The sequence below is a fragment of the Microbacterium sp. Leaf436 genome (assembly GCF_001424715.1).
Taxonomy (GTDB): Bacteria; Actinomycetota; Actinomycetes; order Actinomycetales; family Microbacteriaceae; genus Microbacterium.
Genome location: NZ_LMRB01000003.1, coordinates 522,129 through 539,881, shown reverse-complemented (window position 1 = coordinate 539,881; position 17,753 = coordinate 522,129). Strand labels below are relative to the sequence as shown.

The 17,753-nt window shown below is 71.7% G+C and carries 15 protein-coding genes; 3 read left to right on the top strand and 12 right to left on the bottom strand.

The window, feature by feature from the left end; genetic code table 11:
* Nucleotides 1-32: 32 nt before the first annotated feature.
* From ASG45_RS11475 to ASG45_RS11450, 6 genes are all read right to left on the bottom strand, one after another.
* Nucleotides 33-1,595 (bottom strand): Rieske 2Fe-2S domain-containing protein, encoded by a 1,563-nt coding sequence (locus ASG45_RS11475; RefSeq protein ID WP_055837373.1) that lies wholly within the window; start codon nucleotides 1,593-1,595, stop codon nucleotides 33-35.
* A 120-nt stretch (nucleotides 1,596-1,715) separates the two neighbouring features.
* Complete coding sequence (locus ASG45_RS11470) at nucleotides 1,716-4,667, bottom strand: DEAD/DEAH box helicase (RefSeq protein ID WP_055837370.1); 2,952 nt, start codon at nucleotides 4,665-4,667, stop codon at nucleotides 1,716-1,718.
* 142 nt (nucleotides 4,668-4,809) lie between these two features.
* Nucleotides 4,810-5,220, bottom strand: coding sequence for a transcription antitermination factor NusB (gene nusB / locus ASG45_RS11465; RefSeq protein WP_055837367.1), 411 nt, complete (start codon nucleotides 5,218-5,220; stop codon nucleotides 4,810-4,812).
* A gap of 18 nt (nucleotides 5,221-5,238) precedes the next feature.
* On the bottom strand, nucleotides 5,239-5,799 hold the full coding sequence (gene efp, locus ASG45_RS11460) for an elongation factor P (RefSeq protein WP_055837365.1): 561 nt from the start codon (nucleotides 5,797-5,799) through the stop codon (nucleotides 5,239-5,241).
* A 111-nt stretch (nucleotides 5,800-5,910) separates the two neighbouring features.
* Nucleotides 5,911-6,369 (bottom strand): type II 3-dehydroquinate dehydratase, encoded by a 459-nt coding sequence (locus ASG45_RS11455; RefSeq protein WP_055837362.1) that lies wholly within the window; start codon nucleotides 6,367-6,369, stop codon nucleotides 5,911-5,913.
* 13 nt (nucleotides 6,370-6,382) lie between these two features.
* A complete protein-coding gene (locus ASG45_RS11450; RefSeq protein ID WP_055837360.1) occupies nucleotides 6,383-8,203 on the bottom strand; it encodes a bifunctional sugar phosphate isomerase/epimerase/4-hydroxyphenylpyruvate dioxygenase family protein in 1,821 nt (606 codons plus the stop codon).
* Between the two features lie 50 nt (nucleotides 8,204-8,253).
* Between ASG45_RS11450 and ASG45_RS11445 the strand changes: the two genes are divergently transcribed.
* The 3 genes from ASG45_RS11445 (at nucleotide 8,254) to ASG45_RS11435 (ending at nucleotide 11,561) form a co-directional block, all read left to right on the top strand.
* On the top strand, nucleotides 8,254-8,886 hold the full coding sequence (locus tag ASG45_RS11445) for a TetR/AcrR family transcriptional regulator (protein ID WP_055837357.1): 633 nt from the start codon (nucleotides 8,254-8,256) through the stop codon (nucleotides 8,884-8,886).
* A 436-nt stretch (nucleotides 8,887-9,322) separates the two neighbouring features.
* Nucleotides 9,323-10,228, top strand: coding sequence for a shikimate dehydrogenase (locus tag ASG45_RS11440; protein WP_055837353.1), 906 nt, complete (start codon nucleotides 9,323-9,325; stop codon nucleotides 10,226-10,228).
* A gap of 13 nt (nucleotides 10,229-10,241) precedes the next feature.
* The gene (locus ASG45_RS11435) at nucleotides 10,242-11,561 is read left to right on the top strand and encodes an MFS transporter (protein ID WP_055837349.1); all 1,320 of its coding nucleotides are present in this window, start codon (nucleotides 10,242-10,244) and stop codon (nucleotides 11,559-11,561) included.
* 106 nt (nucleotides 11,562-11,667) lie between these two features.
* Here the strand turns inward: ASG45_RS11435 and ASG45_RS11430 are convergent, their stop codons facing one another.
* The 6 genes from ASG45_RS11430 to mltG form a co-directional block, all read right to left on the bottom strand.
* On the bottom strand, nucleotides 11,668-12,198 hold the full coding sequence (locus ASG45_RS11430) for a GNAT family N-acetyltransferase (protein ID WP_055837345.1): 531 nt from the start codon (nucleotides 12,196-12,198) through the stop codon (nucleotides 11,668-11,670).
* Complete coding sequence (gene aroB / locus ASG45_RS11425; protein ID WP_055837343.1) at nucleotides 12,195-13,271, bottom strand: 3-dehydroquinate synthase; 1,077 nt, start codon at nucleotides 13,269-13,271, stop codon at nucleotides 12,195-12,197. The genes ASG45_RS11430 and aroB overlap by 4 nt, the downstream gene beginning before the upstream one ends.
* The gene (locus tag ASG45_RS11420) at nucleotides 13,268-13,756 is read right to left on the bottom strand and encodes a shikimate kinase (protein ID WP_055837939.1); all 489 of its coding nucleotides are present in this window, start codon (nucleotides 13,754-13,756) and stop codon (nucleotides 13,268-13,270) included. The genes aroB and ASG45_RS11420 overlap by 4 nt, the downstream gene beginning before the upstream one ends.
* A 79-nt stretch (nucleotides 13,757-13,835) precedes the next feature.
* Nucleotides 13,836-15,062, bottom strand: a complete 1,227-nt coding sequence (aroC, locus tag ASG45_RS11415) for a chorismate synthase (RefSeq protein WP_055837339.1) — start codon at nucleotides 15,060-15,062, stop codon at nucleotides 13,836-13,838.
* Between the two features lie 4 nt (nucleotides 15,063-15,066).
* Nucleotides 15,067-15,909 (bottom strand): shikimate dehydrogenase family protein, encoded by an 843-nt coding sequence (locus ASG45_RS11410; protein WP_055837935.1) that lies wholly within the window; start codon nucleotides 15,907-15,909, stop codon nucleotides 15,067-15,069.
* Entirely contained in the window at nucleotides 15,903-17,753 is a 1,851-nt protein-coding gene (gene mltG / locus ASG45_RS11405; protein ID WP_055837336.1) for an endolytic transglycosylase MltG, read from the bottom strand. Before mltG ends, ASG45_RS11410 begins: the two co-directional genes overlap by 7 nt.

Genomic DNA, 17,753 nt, shown 5'->3' with positions numbered 1-17,753 from the left:
GCCCGCGGCCGCGGGCTCAGCCCGCCGCGGGCTCAGCCCGCGGCGACCTCGGCCGTCTCGGCGGCGCGCGTCGAGCGGATCGGGTGACCCGTCGTCGTCAGGCAGCGGCCCGTCGCCAGGTCCCACTTCCAGTCGTGCAGCGAACAGGTCAGCACGCCGTCCTCGATCTTGCCGGTCTTGGTCAGGTCGGCGCGCAGGTGCGGGCACCGACGCTGCACGGTCCAGCCGTCGATCTCGGCATCCTCGGTCTGATCCGACTGCTCGGCGTACCAGTTCTCGACGTATTCGATGCGGTCGCGCGAGAGGCACTTGAGGAAGGTGGTGAGGAACTCGTTGAACTTGCCCGAGCGACCGACCTCGAACTGCATCGACAGGAAGATCGAGTTCGACCAGTCGATCTCGTGGTCGCGGATGTTCGTCGACACCAGGTCGGCGGGGATCGTGTACCAGTAGATGCAGTCCTCGCCGGCGTACTCGCGCACCTTCGCCTTGGGGAAGTCCACGACCATGTCGAGCTCGCCGATGCGGAAGCGCACCGCTCCCCCGACGCCGTTGCGGATCGTGCGCGCGCGGCGGAGCAGGGGCTCCCACCATTCCTTGATCGCGGCCAGCATCTCGGCGGGCGGCAGGATCTCGGCGCGCGATGCCACCTCGGCGGCGACCTCGCTCTGGCGCGCGTCGTGCTGTTCGGCGAGATAGTTCCACTTGTCGCCGAAGACCCGGTCGATCTCGGCGTCGGTGTACAGCGTCTGCGTCACGGTGACGTCGGACCCCCGCACCTCGACCTCGGCGCCGGGGAGGAACAGGTAGCCCTTCTGATCGGGGCGCTGCTGCTTCATGTGCGAGAGGAACTCCCGCTGATCCGTGAAGATCGAGTCGTTCTCGAGGCCGGTGCCGTTGTAGCGGAAGAGCTCTTCGCGCAGGAACATCGGCGGGCCCGCCATGGGGAAGACGTGCTCGGCATCCACCTTCTCGATGTAGTACATCGCGCGCTTGTTCTGCGCGTCGCGCTTGAGCTGCGCGAAATTCTCTTTCGCATCGAGCGGCAGGTCGTAGACCATGGGCCACCAGATGGCGCCCGACACCTGCGTGAAGTAGGCGTCGGGCTTGCCGAAGTCCATGAGCTTCTCGAGGTCGAGGGGATGCGAGTCGTTCTGGTTGAGGATCGACGCGGTTCCGTCGTCGACCGACAGCGACGAGTCGCCGATGGGGCCGTCGGAGGGGGCGCGCAGCGGCGTGATCATGAGCTTCAGATCGCCGTACTGCAGGGGGACGCCCGCTTCGGTGCGCACAAGGTTCGTGTACCCGAGGGCCACCAGGTCGCGCTCGAGGTCGTCGGTGGGGTACTCGGGCAGCAGCACGCGGATGTCCTTCGACACGTACCGCTCGAGCACCGCCGGGTCGAAGTGATCGCGGTGGCGGTGCGAGATGTAGAGGAAGTCCGCGGCGCCGTACCGCTCCCAGTCGAGCTGGCGGTTGTCGGGGAACGGGAACCACGAGCCGAAGAAGCTCGGACCGATGACCGGGTCGCAGAGGATGCTGCCACCCGCGGTCTCGATGAACATGCCCGCGTGGCCGAGGCCGGTGATTCTCATGTCGCTCCTGTGTCGTTGGCGAACCTGACGAGTCTACGCGGGGGTGGCTGAACGGGTTCGGGGAGCCACGGCGGGTCGCTCGCGAGAACGGATGCCGGGGTGCCCGCGCTGCGCCCCGCGTCAGGGCCCCAGCAGCCCGCGGATGTCGTCGGCGTCGAGCGAGGCCGCGAAGGCGTCGTCGTCGTCGTCGATCACGGCGTCGAACAGCGCCGCCTTGCGGTGCTGCAATGCCCGCACCTTCTCTTCGACCGTGCCCGCGGCGATGAGCCGGTAGACGAACACGCTCCGGGTCTGGCCGATGCGGTGGGCGCGGTCGATGGCCTGCGACTCCGCGGCGGGGTTCCACCAGGGGTCGAGCACGAACACGTACTCGGCCTCGGTGAGGGTGAGCCCGAAACCCCCGGCCTTGAGGCTGATGAGGAACACCGGGGCGTCTCCCCCGCGGAAGCCCTCGATCACCTCGCCGCGGCGAGCCGTGCTGCCGTCGAGATGGGCGTAGTCCAGACCCGCGGCATCCAATCGCGCGGCGGCCAGGTCGAGGAACGAGGTGAACTGGCTGAACACCAGCGCGCGGTGCCCCTCGGCGGCGACCTCGGCGAGACGCTCCAGCAGCACATCGAGCTTCGCCGAGCCCAGGTGCGCGTCGTGCTCGTCGACGAGGCCCGGGGCCAGCGCCAGCATGCGCAGCAGCGTCAGCGAGCGGAAGACGATGAAGCGCTGCCGGTCGAGGTCGTCGAGCAGCCCGAGCACCTTCTGCCGCTCGCGCTGCAGCACCCGGTCGTAGAGCTCCTGGTGCGCGGGCCCCAGGGCGACCGCGATCTCCTGCTCCTGCTTGGGCGGGAGATCGGACGCCACGACGTCTTTCGTGCGGCGCAGGAGGAAGGGCCGCACGCGGCGGCGGAGACGGTCCAGCGTCTTCTCGCGGTGCGCGCCGGCCGCGGCGGCCGACAGCGCGGTGGGGGCGTCGGCGGGCAGTTGCTCGATCGCGCGCGTGTAGTCCTCGCGGAACTGCCGGATCGACGGGAACAGCCCGGGCGCGGTCAGCGCGAGCAGGGCCCACAGATCGTCGAGGCCGTTCTCGATGGGGGTGCCGGTCGCCGCGAACACCGCGTCGGTGCGCAGCGCCGCGATCGCGCGGTGGATGCGGGTCGCCGGATTCTTCACGAACTGCGCCTCGTCGAGCACGACCCCCGCCCAGTGCGGGCCGGCGAACTCGTCGGCATCGGCGCGCACGACCCCGTACGGGGCGACCACGATGTCGACGTCGGCGGCGACCTCGGCGATGGTGCGGTCGCGACGGACGGCGGTGGCTTCGACGACGGCGACCCGCAGGCCGGGAGCGAACCGCGCGGCCTCGTCGCGCCACGTCGGCAGCACCGAGGTCGGGGCGACCACCAGCCACGGCCGCTCGTCGCCGAGGTTTTTCGCGTGGGCGATGAGGGCGAGCAGCTGCAGGGTCTTGCCGAGCCCCATGTCGTCGGCCAGGATTCCCCCCAGTCGATGCCGGTGCAGCAGGGCCAGCCACGACAGGCCCTCGCGCTGGTACGGGCGCAGCTCGGCGCGGAATCCGGGGGGCGTCGGCACCTGCGGCACGTCGGCGACGTCGCGCAGGGCGCGGGCGAGCCGGCGCCACTCGACCGCCGCCTCGGACTGGTCGGCGAGGTCTTCGAACTCCGCCCACAGCGACAGATGGGTGCGCGGCAGGCGCGGCCCGGCCTCCCACTCGTCGAGGGCCGCCGCCTCGTCGAGCAGATCGCGGAGCCGCTGCAGAGCGGGGTGCGCGAGTGAGAACCACGCGCCGTCGGAGAGTTTGATGCGCGTGCGCCCGCGGGAGAGAGCCGAGAACAGGGTGGCGAACGGGATCGTCCGGCCCTCGATCGTCACCACGATCCCCAGGTCGAACCAGTCGCGGTCGACGGACTCCACCGCCGTGATGCGCAGCGAGGGGTCGCCCCGGAGCTCGCGGAACGACGGTGCCGTGCCGGTCGTGCGCACCCGCACCTCGTCGAGCAGGTCGACGGCGGGGAGCACGCGCGAGACGAACACCGCCGCGTCGGCGTCACGCAGCGTGGCGCGCGCCGACACCGGCAGGTCGGATGCCGCCAGCCACGCCGTCTCGAATCGTTCGCCGATCTGCGCTTCGGCGCGGGGGTCGCGCTCGGGGTCGTCGGCCGTGGCGTCGTAGGCGACGCGGTGCGTGCCGGGGTACACCCAGGTGAGGACGAAGGCCACGTCGTCGTCGGCGTACGTCACGGCGACCTCGAGGGTCGGCCGCGGCGGCGGTGGGGCCGGAACCCCCGCCCCCACCGACAGCGGGGCGCGCCGGGCGAGGCGGGGGTACATCTCGGCCAGGAACTCCGCCGCCTCGGCCGACGAGACCTCGACGACCGCGCCACCGAGCAGAGCAGGCAGGGGCATCGGCAGCTCGACGGCGGCGAGCACGATCGGCACGGGGTCGCGGTCGAGTTCGTAGGCGAACAGGCCCGCGGCGCCGAGGGCGCGCGCGTGGGCGGCGTCGACGCGCCGCTCGTCGATCTCGAGGTCGGCCGAGACGCGCAGCGCTCCCCCGCCCACCGCGTCGAGCGCCACGCGCGCGGTGGCGGTGCGCGCGAGGCGGACGCTCTGCTGCGCATGCATCGGCACGATCGGGATGCCGAGCACCTCGCCGCTGCGCAGGAGCGGCCACAGCAGGGGCGAGTCGGCGGCGTCGAGGGCGACCGTATCGCCCGACGGCGCGAAGGGGCCGGTGGTGCGCAGCGCCTGGGCCAGCGCGTGCAGTTCGGCGAACCAGCGAACGTGCGCGGGGTCGAAGCGACCCGACGATCGGCGCACGGCATCCCAGGTGGCATCGGCGCGGATCCAGGCGTCGCGGGCTCCGCGCACGAGCGGACGTGCGACCAACTGCAGGTCGTCTTGGCGCTGGGCGAGCGAGCGCGGGGTCACCGGCACGACCGCGCGGGCCTCCCACCGCGCCGGGTCGTACGCCTCGCGCTGGCGCAGCTCGACGCCGAGGGCGAGCGGCTCGAACGCGGTCGTCTCGCCCGCGGGGACGAGGTCGCGCCACGAGGTCACGGGAGCATCCTGCCGGGAGCCTCCGACATCGGCGCGGGTGCGGGCGCCTGACGCGCGGACACCCGGGTCTCGGCATCCGGGAAACGACGCGACGCGACCGCCGACACCGGGTCGGGGCCGCGTCGGAACACGTCGAGAGGGGTCAGGACGAACGCGCGATGCGCGCCAGCACGCCGTGCACGAACGAGCCGGAGTCGTCGGTCGAGAACTCCTTGGCCAGCTCCACGGCCTCGTCGATGGCGACGGCCACGGGAACCTCGTCGTTGTAGAGGATCTCCCACGCGGCCATCCGCAGCAGGGCACGGTCGACGGCCGGCATGCGCTGCAGCGACCAGTCCTTCGAGAACGTGGTGATCTGCTCGTCGATGGCGTCGCGGTTGTCGATCACGCCGTCGACGATGTCGCGGGCGTACAGCCACGAGGCTTCACGCGCGGGCTCGGATGCCGCGCGCTTGGCCTCGGCGGCCAGCATGATCGCGAGCTCTTCGCCGCGCACGTCGGCCTGGAAAAGGATGTCGAGGGCGCGCTTGCGCGCCTTGGTCCTCGCGCTCATTTTGTCAGGACCACGGGGTCAGCTGATGCGACCGAGGTAGTCACCCGTGCGGGTGTCGACCTTGATCTTCGTGCCGGTCTCGAGGAACAGCGGAACCTGCATCTCGTAGCCGGTCTCGACGGTGGCGGGCTTGGTGCCGGCCGACGAGCGGTCGCCCTGCAGGCCCGGCTCGGTGTAGGTGACCTCGAGGATGACCGACGGCGGCATCTCGACGTAGAGCGGGTTGCCGTTGTTCAGCGCGATCTGCACCTGCTGGTTCTCGAGCAGGAAGTTGGCCGCGTCGCCGACGGTGGCGGCTCCCACGGTGATCTGGTCGTAGTCGAGCACGTCCATGAAGACGAAGCCGTCACCGTCGTTGTAGAGGTAGGTGAAGTCGCGGCGGTCGACGTTCTCGGTCTCGATCTTCGCGCCGGCGTTGAACGTCTTGTCGACGACCTTGCCGCTCATGACGTTCTTGAGCTTGGTGCGGACGAACGCGCCGCCCTTGCCGGGCTTGACGTGCTGGAACTCCACGACGCTCCAGAGCTGACCGTCGATGTTCAGGACGACGCCGTTCTTGATGTCTGCGGTGGATGCCATGAGGTCGCTGTTCCGTTTCGTGTGAGGAGGGTCCGCGCTGTGGCGCGCACCCGGCGACCGAGTCTACGCGATGCCCCGACGCCGGTGCGATCCGCGCCCGGGCGCGGCGCGTCAGCCCTCGGCGAGCCCGGCGATGACGGGGATCAGCAGGTCGACCGCGCGCGCATAGCCGGGCACTCCCTCGCCGATGACGTGCACGACGGCGACGTCTTCGATGTACGAGAAGTGCCGGAAGGCCTCGCGCTCCTTGATGTTCGAGATGTGCACCTCGGCGACGGGGAGGGCGACGGATGCCAGGGCGTCGCGCAGGGCGATGGAGGTGTGCGTGAGTCCTCCGGCGTTGATCACGATCCCGGCGCAGTCGAGACGTGCGTCGTGGATCGCGTCGATCAGCATGCCCTCGTGATTGCTCTGCACGGCGCGCACCTCGAGCCCGTGACGCGCGGCGGCCTCGTCGACGAGGCGTTCGACGTCGGCGAGCGTGTCGCGACCGTAGATCTCGGGCTGCCGCGTGCCGAGCAGATTGAGGTTGGGGCCGTTGACGAGCAGCAGGCGGCGGGGCGTGGTCATGTCGGGCACGCTATCAGCGCCGCCCCTGCGCGGTGAGGCGCACCGGGGCGGTCCCGGCGCCGTAGCCGGCGTAGGCGTCGACGCGCTCCACGAACTCGAAGAAGACCTCGCCGATCGTGCGCGTGTAGAAGTGCAGGTACTCTCCCGCATCGTCGCGGTCGTAGCCGAGGTGCAGGTCGCGCAGCTCGTCGACGGCGGCCTCCGACAGATCGAAGCGGGCGGCGATGTCGTCGTAGTAGTTGGCCGGCATCTCGAGCGGCGCGAAGCCGCGTTCGCGCGCCGCACGGGCGACGTGGCGCACGTCGTCGCAGACGAAGGCGACGTGCTGCGGGAGTGCGGCTCCCGCGCGTTGCGAGGCGAGGATGGGCGGGGCGACGTTCAGGGGCAGGCGCACCGTGCTGCCCGGTGCGACGAGCACACGGCTGGCGACGAGACCGCGGGGCCCCGGCACGTCGGTGCTGCTGTCGACGCGCAGCGCGAAACCCGCGGTGTAGAACAGCGTCGCCTCTTCGATCGCGTCCCAGGGCTGGCTGAGGCTGACGTGATCGACGCCGGTGATGGCCGTCTCTCGCGCTGCCTCGCCGTGCTCGAACTCGCCCACCCACGCCGGGTCGCCCTCGTCGGCCGCTTGCGCCCAGTACACCTCGGTGCCGTCGGGGGCGATCGCGCCGTCGAGGCGCTCCTCGGTGGCGTAGGTGCGGCGGTAGGCCCGCGGTACCCGCAGCTCGTTCATGCGCAGGTCGACCGCCTCGGCGTCGTCGACCTCGAGCCCGACGGCCGCGAGCCGGGGCTCCCAGCCCCGGGCGTGCTGCTCGTTGAGCACCACCCGCGCGTCGCCGGCGGTCCACAGGGTCACGGGCTTCGTGCGGTGGCGTCCGCGCGAGGTGAACCCGAGCTGGCCGAGCAGCTCCTCGATCGCGGAGGTGTCCTCGGCCTTGACCTCGACGAAGTCGACGCCCGACGGGGCCGCCGAGTCGGGCAGCATCGACAGATCGCCGCGGTGGGTGGTGGCATCCGGGATCTCGCGGGCCACCGCGTCTTCGAGCCAGCGCAGCGACCGGCGGGCGTGCAGCGCCGTGCGGCGCGGGTCGGTCTGGCGGAACGTGTCGTTGAACACCTCGAGCGACCAGGGTCCGGTGTAGCCGGCCTCGACGATGCGCGCGGTGAAGTCAGCGAGGTCGAACTCGCCCTCGCCGGGGAACAGGCGGTGATGGCGGCTCCACGAGAGCACGTCCATGCTCAGGCGCGGGGCGTCGGCGAGCTGGACGAAGAAGATCTTGTCGCCGGGGATCGCGGCGATCCCGGCGGGGTCGTGCCCGCGCGAGAGGATGTGGAACGAGTCGAGGCAGACGCCCACCGCGGGGTGGTCGGCCTGCTCCACGATGCGCCACGCGCGCCGGTAGTCGTCGACGTACCGACCCCAGGCGAGGGCTTCGAAGGCGATCCGGATGCCGTATCCCGCGGCCAGGTCGCCGAGGCGTCGCAGCTGGTCGGCGGAGACGGCGTCGTCGTCGATCGTGGCGGTGCCGACGTTGCTGCAGCAGAGCACGAGGTCCATGCCGAGGCGACGCATGAGCTGGAACTTGGCCTCGGCGCGGCGGAGCACCGCGGCGAACGCGGCCTCGTCGACGCCCTCCACGTCGCGCATCGGCTGGTAGAGGTCGAGGCTCAGGCCCAGGCGTCCGGCCAGTGCCGCGATCTCTTCGGGGCTCTCGGGGGCGGCGAGCAGGTCGGGCTCGAAGATCTCCACCCCGTCGAAACCGGCGTCGGCGCAGGCGTGCAGTTTGTCGGCGAGCGTTCCGCTGATGCAGACGGTCGCGATGGAGGTCCTCATGGCGGCCGAATGTACCATCTGGTACAAAGCGGGTCCACTAGTCTGACCGAATGGCCGAGGCACGTCGAGACGCCGAGCGCACCCGCGCCGAACTCCTCGCGGTGGCCACCGAGGTCTTCGCCGAAGACGGCTTCTCGGGAGCGCGGGTCGACGAGATCGCCGCCCGCACGCGCACCACGAAGCGCATGATCTACTACTACTTCGGCGGCAAAGAGGGCCTGTACCGGGCCGTGCTCGAAGAGGCGTACCGCGGCATCCGCGAGGCGGAGCGGGCGATCGACGTCGATCACGCCGACCCCGTGGATGCCATCCGCTCGCTCGCTGAGCTGACCTTCGACCACCACGTCGGGCACGACGCCTTCATCCGTCTCGTCGCGATCGAGAACATCCACCGCGGCGAGTTCATCCGCCAGATCGAGGGGCTCCGCACCCTGTCGCAGCCGGCGAAGGGCCTGCTCGACGAGATCCTCGAGCGCGGGCGCACCGCGGGGGTCTTCCGCTCCGACGTCGACGCGATCGACGTGCACCTCGTCATCAGCTCGTACTGCGTGTTCCAGGTCGCCAACCGCTACACGTTCGGCCACCTCTTCGACGTCGATCTCACCTCGCCCGACCGGCGCTCGCACCTGCGCGCGGTCATCGGCGACGTGGTCGTCGGTTGGCTGACGGCCCCCGCCCGCTGACCGCGCCCCCGCTCGGCTCCCGCGCGCTGACCGCGCTCGGCCCCCTCCGCGGCCCAGACCCCCGTTGAGTGTCCACGGCATGCCGTGTCGGTCCGGCGGCGTGCGGCGTGTCTTGGGCACTCGACCATCCGGACGGGCCCCGCGCGCCGACCGCGCGCCGGGCGGGCTCCGTGCGCTGAGCGTGCGCCGGGCGGGCCCCGCGCCCCTCCCCTCGGCCCCCTCCCCGGCCCAGACCCCCGTTGAGTGTCCACGACATGCCGTGTCGGTCCGGCGGCGTGCGGCGTGTCTTGGACACTCGACCATCCGGGCGCGCCCGGGCGCCCGGGTCCCGGCCGCGGCGCCATACCGAAGTCGTCGTTGACACGATGCGCTCGGCGTGGTTTCCTCTGAACGTACCGGTTAGTACATAACCGGCTCGCGGAAACGAAGGAGTACCGTGATCGACGCGCACCCGTATCTCGTCGGCCTCATCGGCACGGGGGTCCTCCCCTCGTTGACGCCGCCGATGCACATGGCCGAGGCGCGCGCTCTTGGACTCACTTACGTCTACCGTCCGCTCGACCTCACCGCCCTCGGCATCGATCCCGAGCGCATCGGCGATGTGCTGGCGTGGGCCGAACGGCTCGGCTACGACGCCGTCAACGTCACCCACCCGTGCAAGCAGAGCGTGCTCGCGCACCTCGATCGCATCGACCCCGTCGCCGCGGCCCTCGGCGCGGTCAACACCGTGCTGTTCACTCCCACCGGACGCGTCGGCTACAACACCGACACGACGGGCTTCGCCGCCGCCTTCACCGACGGACTCCCGGATGCCACGACCGACCACGTCGTCCAGCTCGGCGCGGGAGGTGCGGGGTCGGCCGTCGCCGACGCGCTGCTGCGCCTGGGTACCGCGCGGCTGAGCATCGTCGACCTCGACCCCGTGCGCGCCGCGGCCCTCGCCGACGACCTGGCGTCACGGCATCCGCTCGCCGTCGTCGACACCGCCGCCCCCGACCGGCTCGCCGATGTGCTCGCCGGCGCCGACGGCCTCGTGCACTGCACCCCCGTCGGAATGGCCGAGCACCCGGGGCTCCCCCTCGACGCCGCGCTCCTCCGCCCCGAGCTGTGGGTCGCCGACATCGTCTACCGCCCGCTCGACACCGAACTCCTCATCACCGCGCGCGAGCGCGGCTGCCGCACACTCAGCGGCGGACGTATGGCGGTCCACCAGGCCGTCGACGCGTTCGCCCTCATCACGGGGACGCGACCCGACCCCGACCGCATGACCGCCCACTTCCTCGACCTCGTCACCACCGACAGCATCCCCGACACGACCGCCGACCCGGCCGTCGCCCGATAAGGAGCACACTCGCATGACCACCCCCGCAACGACGCGGAAGACTCCCGTGAAGGCGGCCACCGCCAGCTTCATGGGCAGCGCCGTCGAGTACTACGACTTCTTCCTGTTCGGCTCCGCCGCCGCCCTGATCTTCCCGACGGTCTTCTTCCCGTCGGGCGATCAGGCGGCGCTCGTGATGTCGTTCGCGACCTTCGGGTTCGCCTACATCGCGCGCCCCTTCGGCGCCGTCATCCTCGGCCACTTCGGCGACCGCATCGGGCGCCAGAAGGTGCTGATGTTCACCCTGCTGCTGATGGGCCTGTCGACCTTCATCATCGGCTGCCTCCCGGGCTTCGCCCAGATCGGGTGGTTCGCTCCCGCGCTGCTGGTGCTGTGCCGTCTCGCCCAGGGGCTGTCGGCCGCCGGCGAGCAGGCGGGGGCCTCGTCGCTCACGCTGGAGCACGCCCCCGACTCGCGCCGGTCGTTCTTCACGTCGTGGACGCTCACCGGCACCCAGGGCGGGCAGATCCTCGCCGCCCTCATCTTCATCCCGGTGGTCGCCCTGCCCGACGACATCAAGTTCTCGTGGGGCTGGCGCATCCCGTTCTGGCTGAGCGCGGTGGTCGTGGTCGTGGCGTTCTTCATCCGCCGGAGCCTGCACGAGACTCCCGAGTTCGAGCAGGCCAAGGCCGACGGGAAGATCGCGCGGATGCCGCTGGTGCCCCTGCTGAAGAACCACTGGCGCGACGTGCTCCGCGTGATCTTCTGCGCCTTCATCGCCGCGGTGTCCACCGTGTTCGGCACGCTCGCGATCGCCTACGGCAAAGAGGTCGGTCTCGCCGCCAGCGTGACGCTGTGGCTCGTCGTCGTCGCCAACGTCGTCGCGCTGTTCACTCAGCCGCTGTTCGGCAAGCTCGCCGACCGCATCGGCCGCAAGCCCGTCTTCATCTACGGCGCGCTGTCGTCGGCGGCGTTCATGCCGTTCTACATGCTGTCGATGGGCGCCGGGAACGACCTGCTCACCTTCGGCCTGGCGATCCTGACGTTCTCGTGCGGGTATGCCGCGGCCAACGCCGTGTGGCCGTCGTTCTACGGCGAGATGTTCAGCACCCGGGTGCGTTTCTCGGGCATGGCGATCGGTACGCAGCTCGGCTTCCTGATGGCCGGCTTCGCGCCGAGCATCGTCGCCGCCCTCGGTGGTGGCGGTGCGGGCGGCTGGGTCGTCATCAGCATCTTCACCGCGGTCATCGCGATCATCGCCTCGGTGAGCGCCCTGACCGCTCGAGAGACGAAGGACGTCCCCACCGACCAGCTGGGTCTGTCGTCGCGCGAGCGCGCGACCGTCTCGGTCTGACGCCCGACCTCGGCCCCGTCTCCCCCGGGAGGCGGGGCCTTCGTCGTTCCCGCGCGCGGTCGTGGGCGCGGGGCCTCGACGGGTGAGCCGGGCTCCGGCGGCCGTGTCAGCGCAGCGAGCGGGTCATGGCGAGCTCGCGGCCGATCGACGTGGTGAACTCTTCGCCCGTCGCGATGAATCCCGCGCGACGATACGCGGCCTGGGCGCGCCCGTTGTCGACGTGCACGTCGAGCGACAGCGTCTCGAATCCGAGCGCGCGGGCCCAGTCCGCGGCAGCGTCGAGCAGGGCGTCGATGGCCCCGGAGCCGCGGTGCGCCGGGTCGACGAAGACGCCGACGATCCCGGCGTGCGCCTCGGTCCGTCGACGGCCTGTGTGGTCGACGTCGCCGGCCCGGCGCACGAGCACCGTCGCCGATCCCGCCCACTCGCCCTCGGTCTCGACCACGAACATCGCGCCCGCGTCGCCGCTCGCGCCGTTCGCCGCGCGGGCGTCCCAGAACGCGGGATCGCGCGCGATCTCTTGCTCGTAGGTGGTCAGGAACGCCAGGGCGGCGTTCGGATCACGGACAGCATGCAGCCGCAGTTCCCGGACGCGCGCGCCCTCGTCCGCGCGCACACGGCGCGCGGCGGGGGTCACGCACCGACCTCCTGGTAGGCCGCGAAGAGCAGTGACTCGTCGGGAGCCTGCAGCACGGTGGGCCGAGCGAGGTCGTCGAGCACGATGAAGCGCAGCATGCCGCCGCGGCTCTTCTTGTCGCGCTGCATCGTCGCCTTGAGCGTCTGGAAGGCCCCGGCACGGTACGAGGTGGGAAGACCCAACGACTCCAGCACCGTGCGGTGACGCTGCGCCACCTCGTCGGGAAGACGGCCGGCCAGGCGCGACAACTCGGCGGCGAACACCATGCCGACCGAGATGGCGGCACCGTGGCGCCAGCGATAGCGCTCGGCGTGCTCGATGGCGTGGCCCAGGGTGTGACCGTAGTTCAGGACCTCGCGCAGACCCGCCTCGCGCAGGTCTTCGCCGACGACGCGCGCCTTCATGTCGATGGCGAGTTCGATGCAGCGGCGGAATCCGTCGCCCCGGGGATCGACGATGTTCTCGGGGTCGGCCTCGATGAGGTCGAGGATCTCGGGATGCCAGATGAAACCGGCCTTGACCACCTCGGCGAACCCGGCGGTCGCCTCGTTTCGCGACAGGGTCTCGAGCAGGTCGAGGTCGCAGACGACCGCGACGGGCGGCCAGAAGGCGCCGACGAGGTTCTTGCCCTCGGCGGTGTTGATCCCGGTCTTGCCGCCCACGGCGGCGTCGACCATGCCGAGCACGGTGGTGGGCACCTGCACCAGCGCGACGCCGCGCAGCCAGGTCGCGGCGACGAAGCCCGCGAGGTCGGTCACCGCTCCCCCGCCGAAGCCGATGACCGCGTCCGTGCGGGTGAAGTCCGCCTGCCCCATCACCTGCCAGCAGAACGCGGCCACTTCCACGCGCTTGCCCGCCTCGGCATCGGGGATCTCGGCGAGCAGCACCTCGCGATCGCCCACGAGCTGCGCGCGCAGTGCCTCGGCCTGAGCCGCGAGCGTCGGCGGGTGCACGATGAGCACCTTGCGGGCCGCCGACGGCAGCTTCTCGCCGAGCGAGGCCAGCAGGCCGCGTCCGACGGTGATGTCGTAGCCGGAGTCGCCGGCGACGCTGATGGTGGTGGTGTCGGTCATGCCGTCTCTCCGGCCGGCACACGGCGTGCCCAGGCCACGATGTCGTCGACGACCCGCGCGAGCGGGCCCGACGACGTGTCGAACACGATGTCGGCGGCCTCTTCGTACACGGGCCGTCGTTCATCGAAGATGCGCTGCCACCGGGCCACGGGGTCTTCGCCGCCCAGCAGGGGTCGCTCGTCGCCGTGGATCCGCGATGCCACGACGTGCATCGCGACGGTGAGGAGCACGACGCGGTGCGCGTGGAGCCGCTCGCGGGTCACGGGGTCGAGCACCGCTCCCCCACCCAGCGCCACGACGCCGCCGCGGGCCAGTGCCTCGGCCACGGCGTCGCGCTCGAGCGCGCGGAAGTGGGCCTCTCCGTGCGCGAGGAACAGATCGCGGATCGGCCCGTGGTCGCGCACGACGATCTTGTCGGTGTCGGCGAAGGGCTCGCCGAGCGCGCGCGCCACGCGACGCCCCACGCTCGTCTTGCCCGCTCCCATGGGGCCGATGAGCACGACGGCGGGGCCGTTCGCGTCGGCGCCGGTCGAGAGGCCGCCCGTCGCGTGCTCGGGCGCGACCTCAGGCGAGGTCATGCGCGAGCAGCGCGGCGTCGGACGCGTCGGTGGTGCGCAGCGTCTCGGGCAGGTGGGCCAGGTACGTCTCGAGGTTGCGTCGCGTCTCGGCGATGTTGTCGCCGCCGAACTTCTCGAGCACCGAGTCCGCGAGGGTGATGGCCACCATCGCCTCGGCCACGACACCCGATGCGGGCACGGCACAGACGTCGGAACGCTGGTGGTGGGCGGCGGCGGTGTCACCGGTGGCCACGTCGACCGTGCGCAGGGCCTTGGGGATGGTCGCGATCGGCTTCATGCCGGCGCGCACGCGCAGCACGGTGCCGGTCGACATGCCGCCTTCGGTGCCGCCCGCGCGGTCCGACGAACGCGTGATGCCCTCGCCGGTGGCGAACAGCTCGTCGTGTGCCTGCGAACCGCGGCGCGTGGTCGTGAGGAAACCGTCGCCGACCTCGACACCCTTGATCGCCTGGATGCTCATGATGGCCTGGGCGAGCTTGGCATCGAGGCGCCGGTCCCACTGCACGTGCGAGCCGAGCCCCGGGGGCAGGCCGTAGGCGAGCACCTCGACGACGCCGCCGAGCGTGTCGCCGTCCTTCTTCGCGGCGTCGACCTCGGCGACCATCGCGGCGCTCGTGTCGGCGTGGAAGCAACGCAGCGGATCGGCGTCGAGCAGGTCGACGTCGTCGGGGGTCGGCAGCGCGGCGTCGTCGGGAACGCGCACGGGGCCGATCGAGAGGGTGTGGCTGACGAGGCGGATGCCGAGCTCGCCGAGGAACGAGCGCGCGATCGCGCCGAGCGCCACGCGGGCGGCGGTCTCACGGGCCGAGGCGCGCTCGAGGATCGGACGGGCTTCGTCGAAGCCGTACTTCTGCATGCCCACCAGGTCGGCGTGGCCCGGGCGCGGGCGCGTGAGGGCGGCACCGCGTCCGCGCGAGCGGTCCGACAGCTCGACGGGCTCGGGGCTCATCACCTCGGTCCACTTCGGCCACTCGGTGTTGCCGATGCGGAGTGCGATGGGGCTGCCGATGGTGAAACCGTGCACGATGCCCGTCGACAGCGACAGTTCGTCTTCTTCGAACTTCATGCGCGAGCCGCGGCCGTAGCCCAGTCGGCGTCGCGCCAGTTCGGCGCGGATCTGCGCGGACGAGATGGGAACGCCGGCGGGCATCCCCTCCATGAGGGCGATCAGTTCGGGGCCGTGGGATTCGCCGGCCGTGAGAACGCGAAGCATGGACCTAGTCTCCCATGAGCGCGGTGCGCATCGCGGCCAGGACGGCGTCCTCCCGATCCACGGAGCGCGAGGGGTCGCCGCCGACGAAGACGCGGACCTGCAGTAGAGCCTGGTGCAGCAGCATCGTCAGACCGTCGTGGGCGGGTCGACCGGCGCGTTCCCACTCCCGCGCGAGCGGGGTGGGCCAGCCGCCGTAGACGACGTCGACGAGGGGTCCCGACGTGGATGCCAGGGCCTCGGCGAGGGGTCCGAGATCGGTGCCGCCGGGAAGAGCCGCGATCGTGGCATCCACGGGCTCCCCGTCCGAGGCGGTGTCGGCGAGGGCGCGGACGCGCACGTCGATCCCCAGCTCCGGCCCGAGGGCGCGGAGCGAGGCGGCCGCCTCGACGCGCCGGGCGCGCACCTCGACGACGCCGGCGCCCGCCCGCGCCGCGGCGACGACGGCCGAGGTGGCGGTCGCTCCCGCACCGAGCACGCGGATCACGCCCGGCGCGCGCACCCCGAACTCGTCGAGCGCGCGCGCGAGCCCGCCCACGTCGGTGTTGAAGCCGCGCGGACCATCGGCGTCGAGCAGGTAGGTGTTCACCGCACCGGTCCGTCGGGCGTCGTCGTCGAGCGAGACGGCACTGCGAGCGGCGACGTGCTTCAACGGCATCGTGAGCGAGAGGCCGCGCCAGTCGGCATCCAGCCCGCTCAGCGCAGCCGGGAAGCCCGCCTCGTCCACCCGTTCGCGGCCGTAGTGCCAGTCGAGTCCGAGCACCTCGTAGGCCGCCGCGTGCAGGCGGGGCGACCGCGAATGCGCGATCGGGTCGCCCCACACGGCGAGGCGCGTGCGATCGGTCAGCATCCGCCGTCGGGGTTCGCCGCGCACCACGCCTGCCACTGGGCGACGGCCTTCTCGTGCTCGCTGTAGGTCGAGGTGAAGACCGTCTCACCGGTGTCGAGGTTGACGGTCACGAAGTACAGCCACGGACCGTCGGCGGGCTTCATGGCCGCGTCGATCGCGAGGTCACCGGGGTTCGCGATCGGACCGACGGGCAGGCCCGGGTACATGTACGTGTTCCACGGGTTGTCGGAGTTGCGCGCCTCGGTCGAGGTGCTCACCGAGCCGCTACCCATCTCGCCCGCACCGTACTGCACGGTGGAGTCCATCTCGAGCTTGCCGAACGTCTCTTGGTTCGTCGGCTGCAGACGGTTCTCGATCACGCGCGAGACCTTATAGAAGTCCTCGCTGCTGCGCGCCTCGCGCTCGATGATCGAGGCGACGGTGAGGATGCGCTCCCGATCGGCCTCGGGCACCCCGGCGGCGTCCAGCGACTGGATGGTGCGCTGCACCATGCGCGTGATGACGTCTTTCGCGGTGACGCCCTCGTCGAAGTCGTACGTGGCGGGGAAGATCCAGCCCTCGAGGGTGCCGGCGGGAACGCCGTACTGCGAGGGATCGGCGGCCGCGGCGGTGAGCTCCTCGCGCGGGATGCCGATCTGCTCCGAGATCAGGTCGAGCGACTGGTTGAGGGTGAGCCCCTCGCGCAGCTGCACGGAGTTGTCGAGACGGTTCACCGGGTCGCGGAGCGCCGTGAGCACGGCCTCGGACGTCATCTGCTGCTGGAGCTTGTAGATGCCCGGCTGGAACGTGAAGACGACGGAGTTGTCGAGCATGTACTTGTACAGCGAGTTCGAGGCCTTGGTGATCCCCGCGTCGAAGAGCTTCGGCGAGACCGACTCGCCGGTGTCACCCGCGACGATCGTGATGCGGGCTTCGCCCGTCGCCTGACCGGCGTCGAACTCGATCGGCTCGCTCGTGCCGAAGAACGCCTGCACGCGCGTGCCGTAGGTGTTCCACAGCGCGAAACCTCCACCGACGATGCCGGCGAGGAGGAGAAGGACCACGCCGAGGGCGATCCAGCCGCCGATGCGACGGCGCTTTTTCGGCGGACGCGGCGGCGGGGAGCCGATGTCGTGCGTGGTGGTCTCGCCGGTGAAGAGCTCCTCGAGTGATCCGGATGCCACCGGACCCCGCGACGCGGACGTGGCCGACGCACCGACGCCGGCGCCGACGAGAGCGGGCTCGCGGTCGCGCGACGGCTCGGTCGTCCGGGGCGTCTCGGCACGGCGAGCGGCGTCGGGACGCTGGGCGGCGGGGACGTCGGTCGACGCGCGGCGCGGCGACTCGGCGGAACGCGGGGTGGCGGCGGGGGCATCGGCGCGTCGGGCGGCGTCGAAGCGCCGTGTGACGGGGGGCTCGGCCGCCGCGGTCGGGCGGGGAGCCTCGGCGCGAGGCGCGGAGACGTCATCGCGCGCAGCGGCCACGGCCGGCCGGGGCGCCGGAGCGTCGCCGGCGGCCGGGCGTGACGCGTCGTCGCCGACGGCGGATCGCGGGGCGTCCACGGGACGCGCGGCGGCGTCGGGAGCGCCCGCGGCGGGCGCGGGGGACGACGGCGCGGCGGTGTCCCCGACGGTCGAATCGCCCTGCGCGGGGGCTTCCGACACGTTCGAGTCCGCCGCCGAGGTGGCGGTGGGACCGGTCGCGGCGCGGCGGGCCTCGCGGGCGGCGCGGCGCGGCGAGAGGGTCTCTCCCTCGGCACCGTCCGGCGTCGAGGCGGCAGACGGGCGTGCGCCCGTGCGCGGGTCGGGAAGGCGCCCGTACAGATCAGCGAACGGATCGTTCTCGGGAGGCTGGTTCTCGGGCAT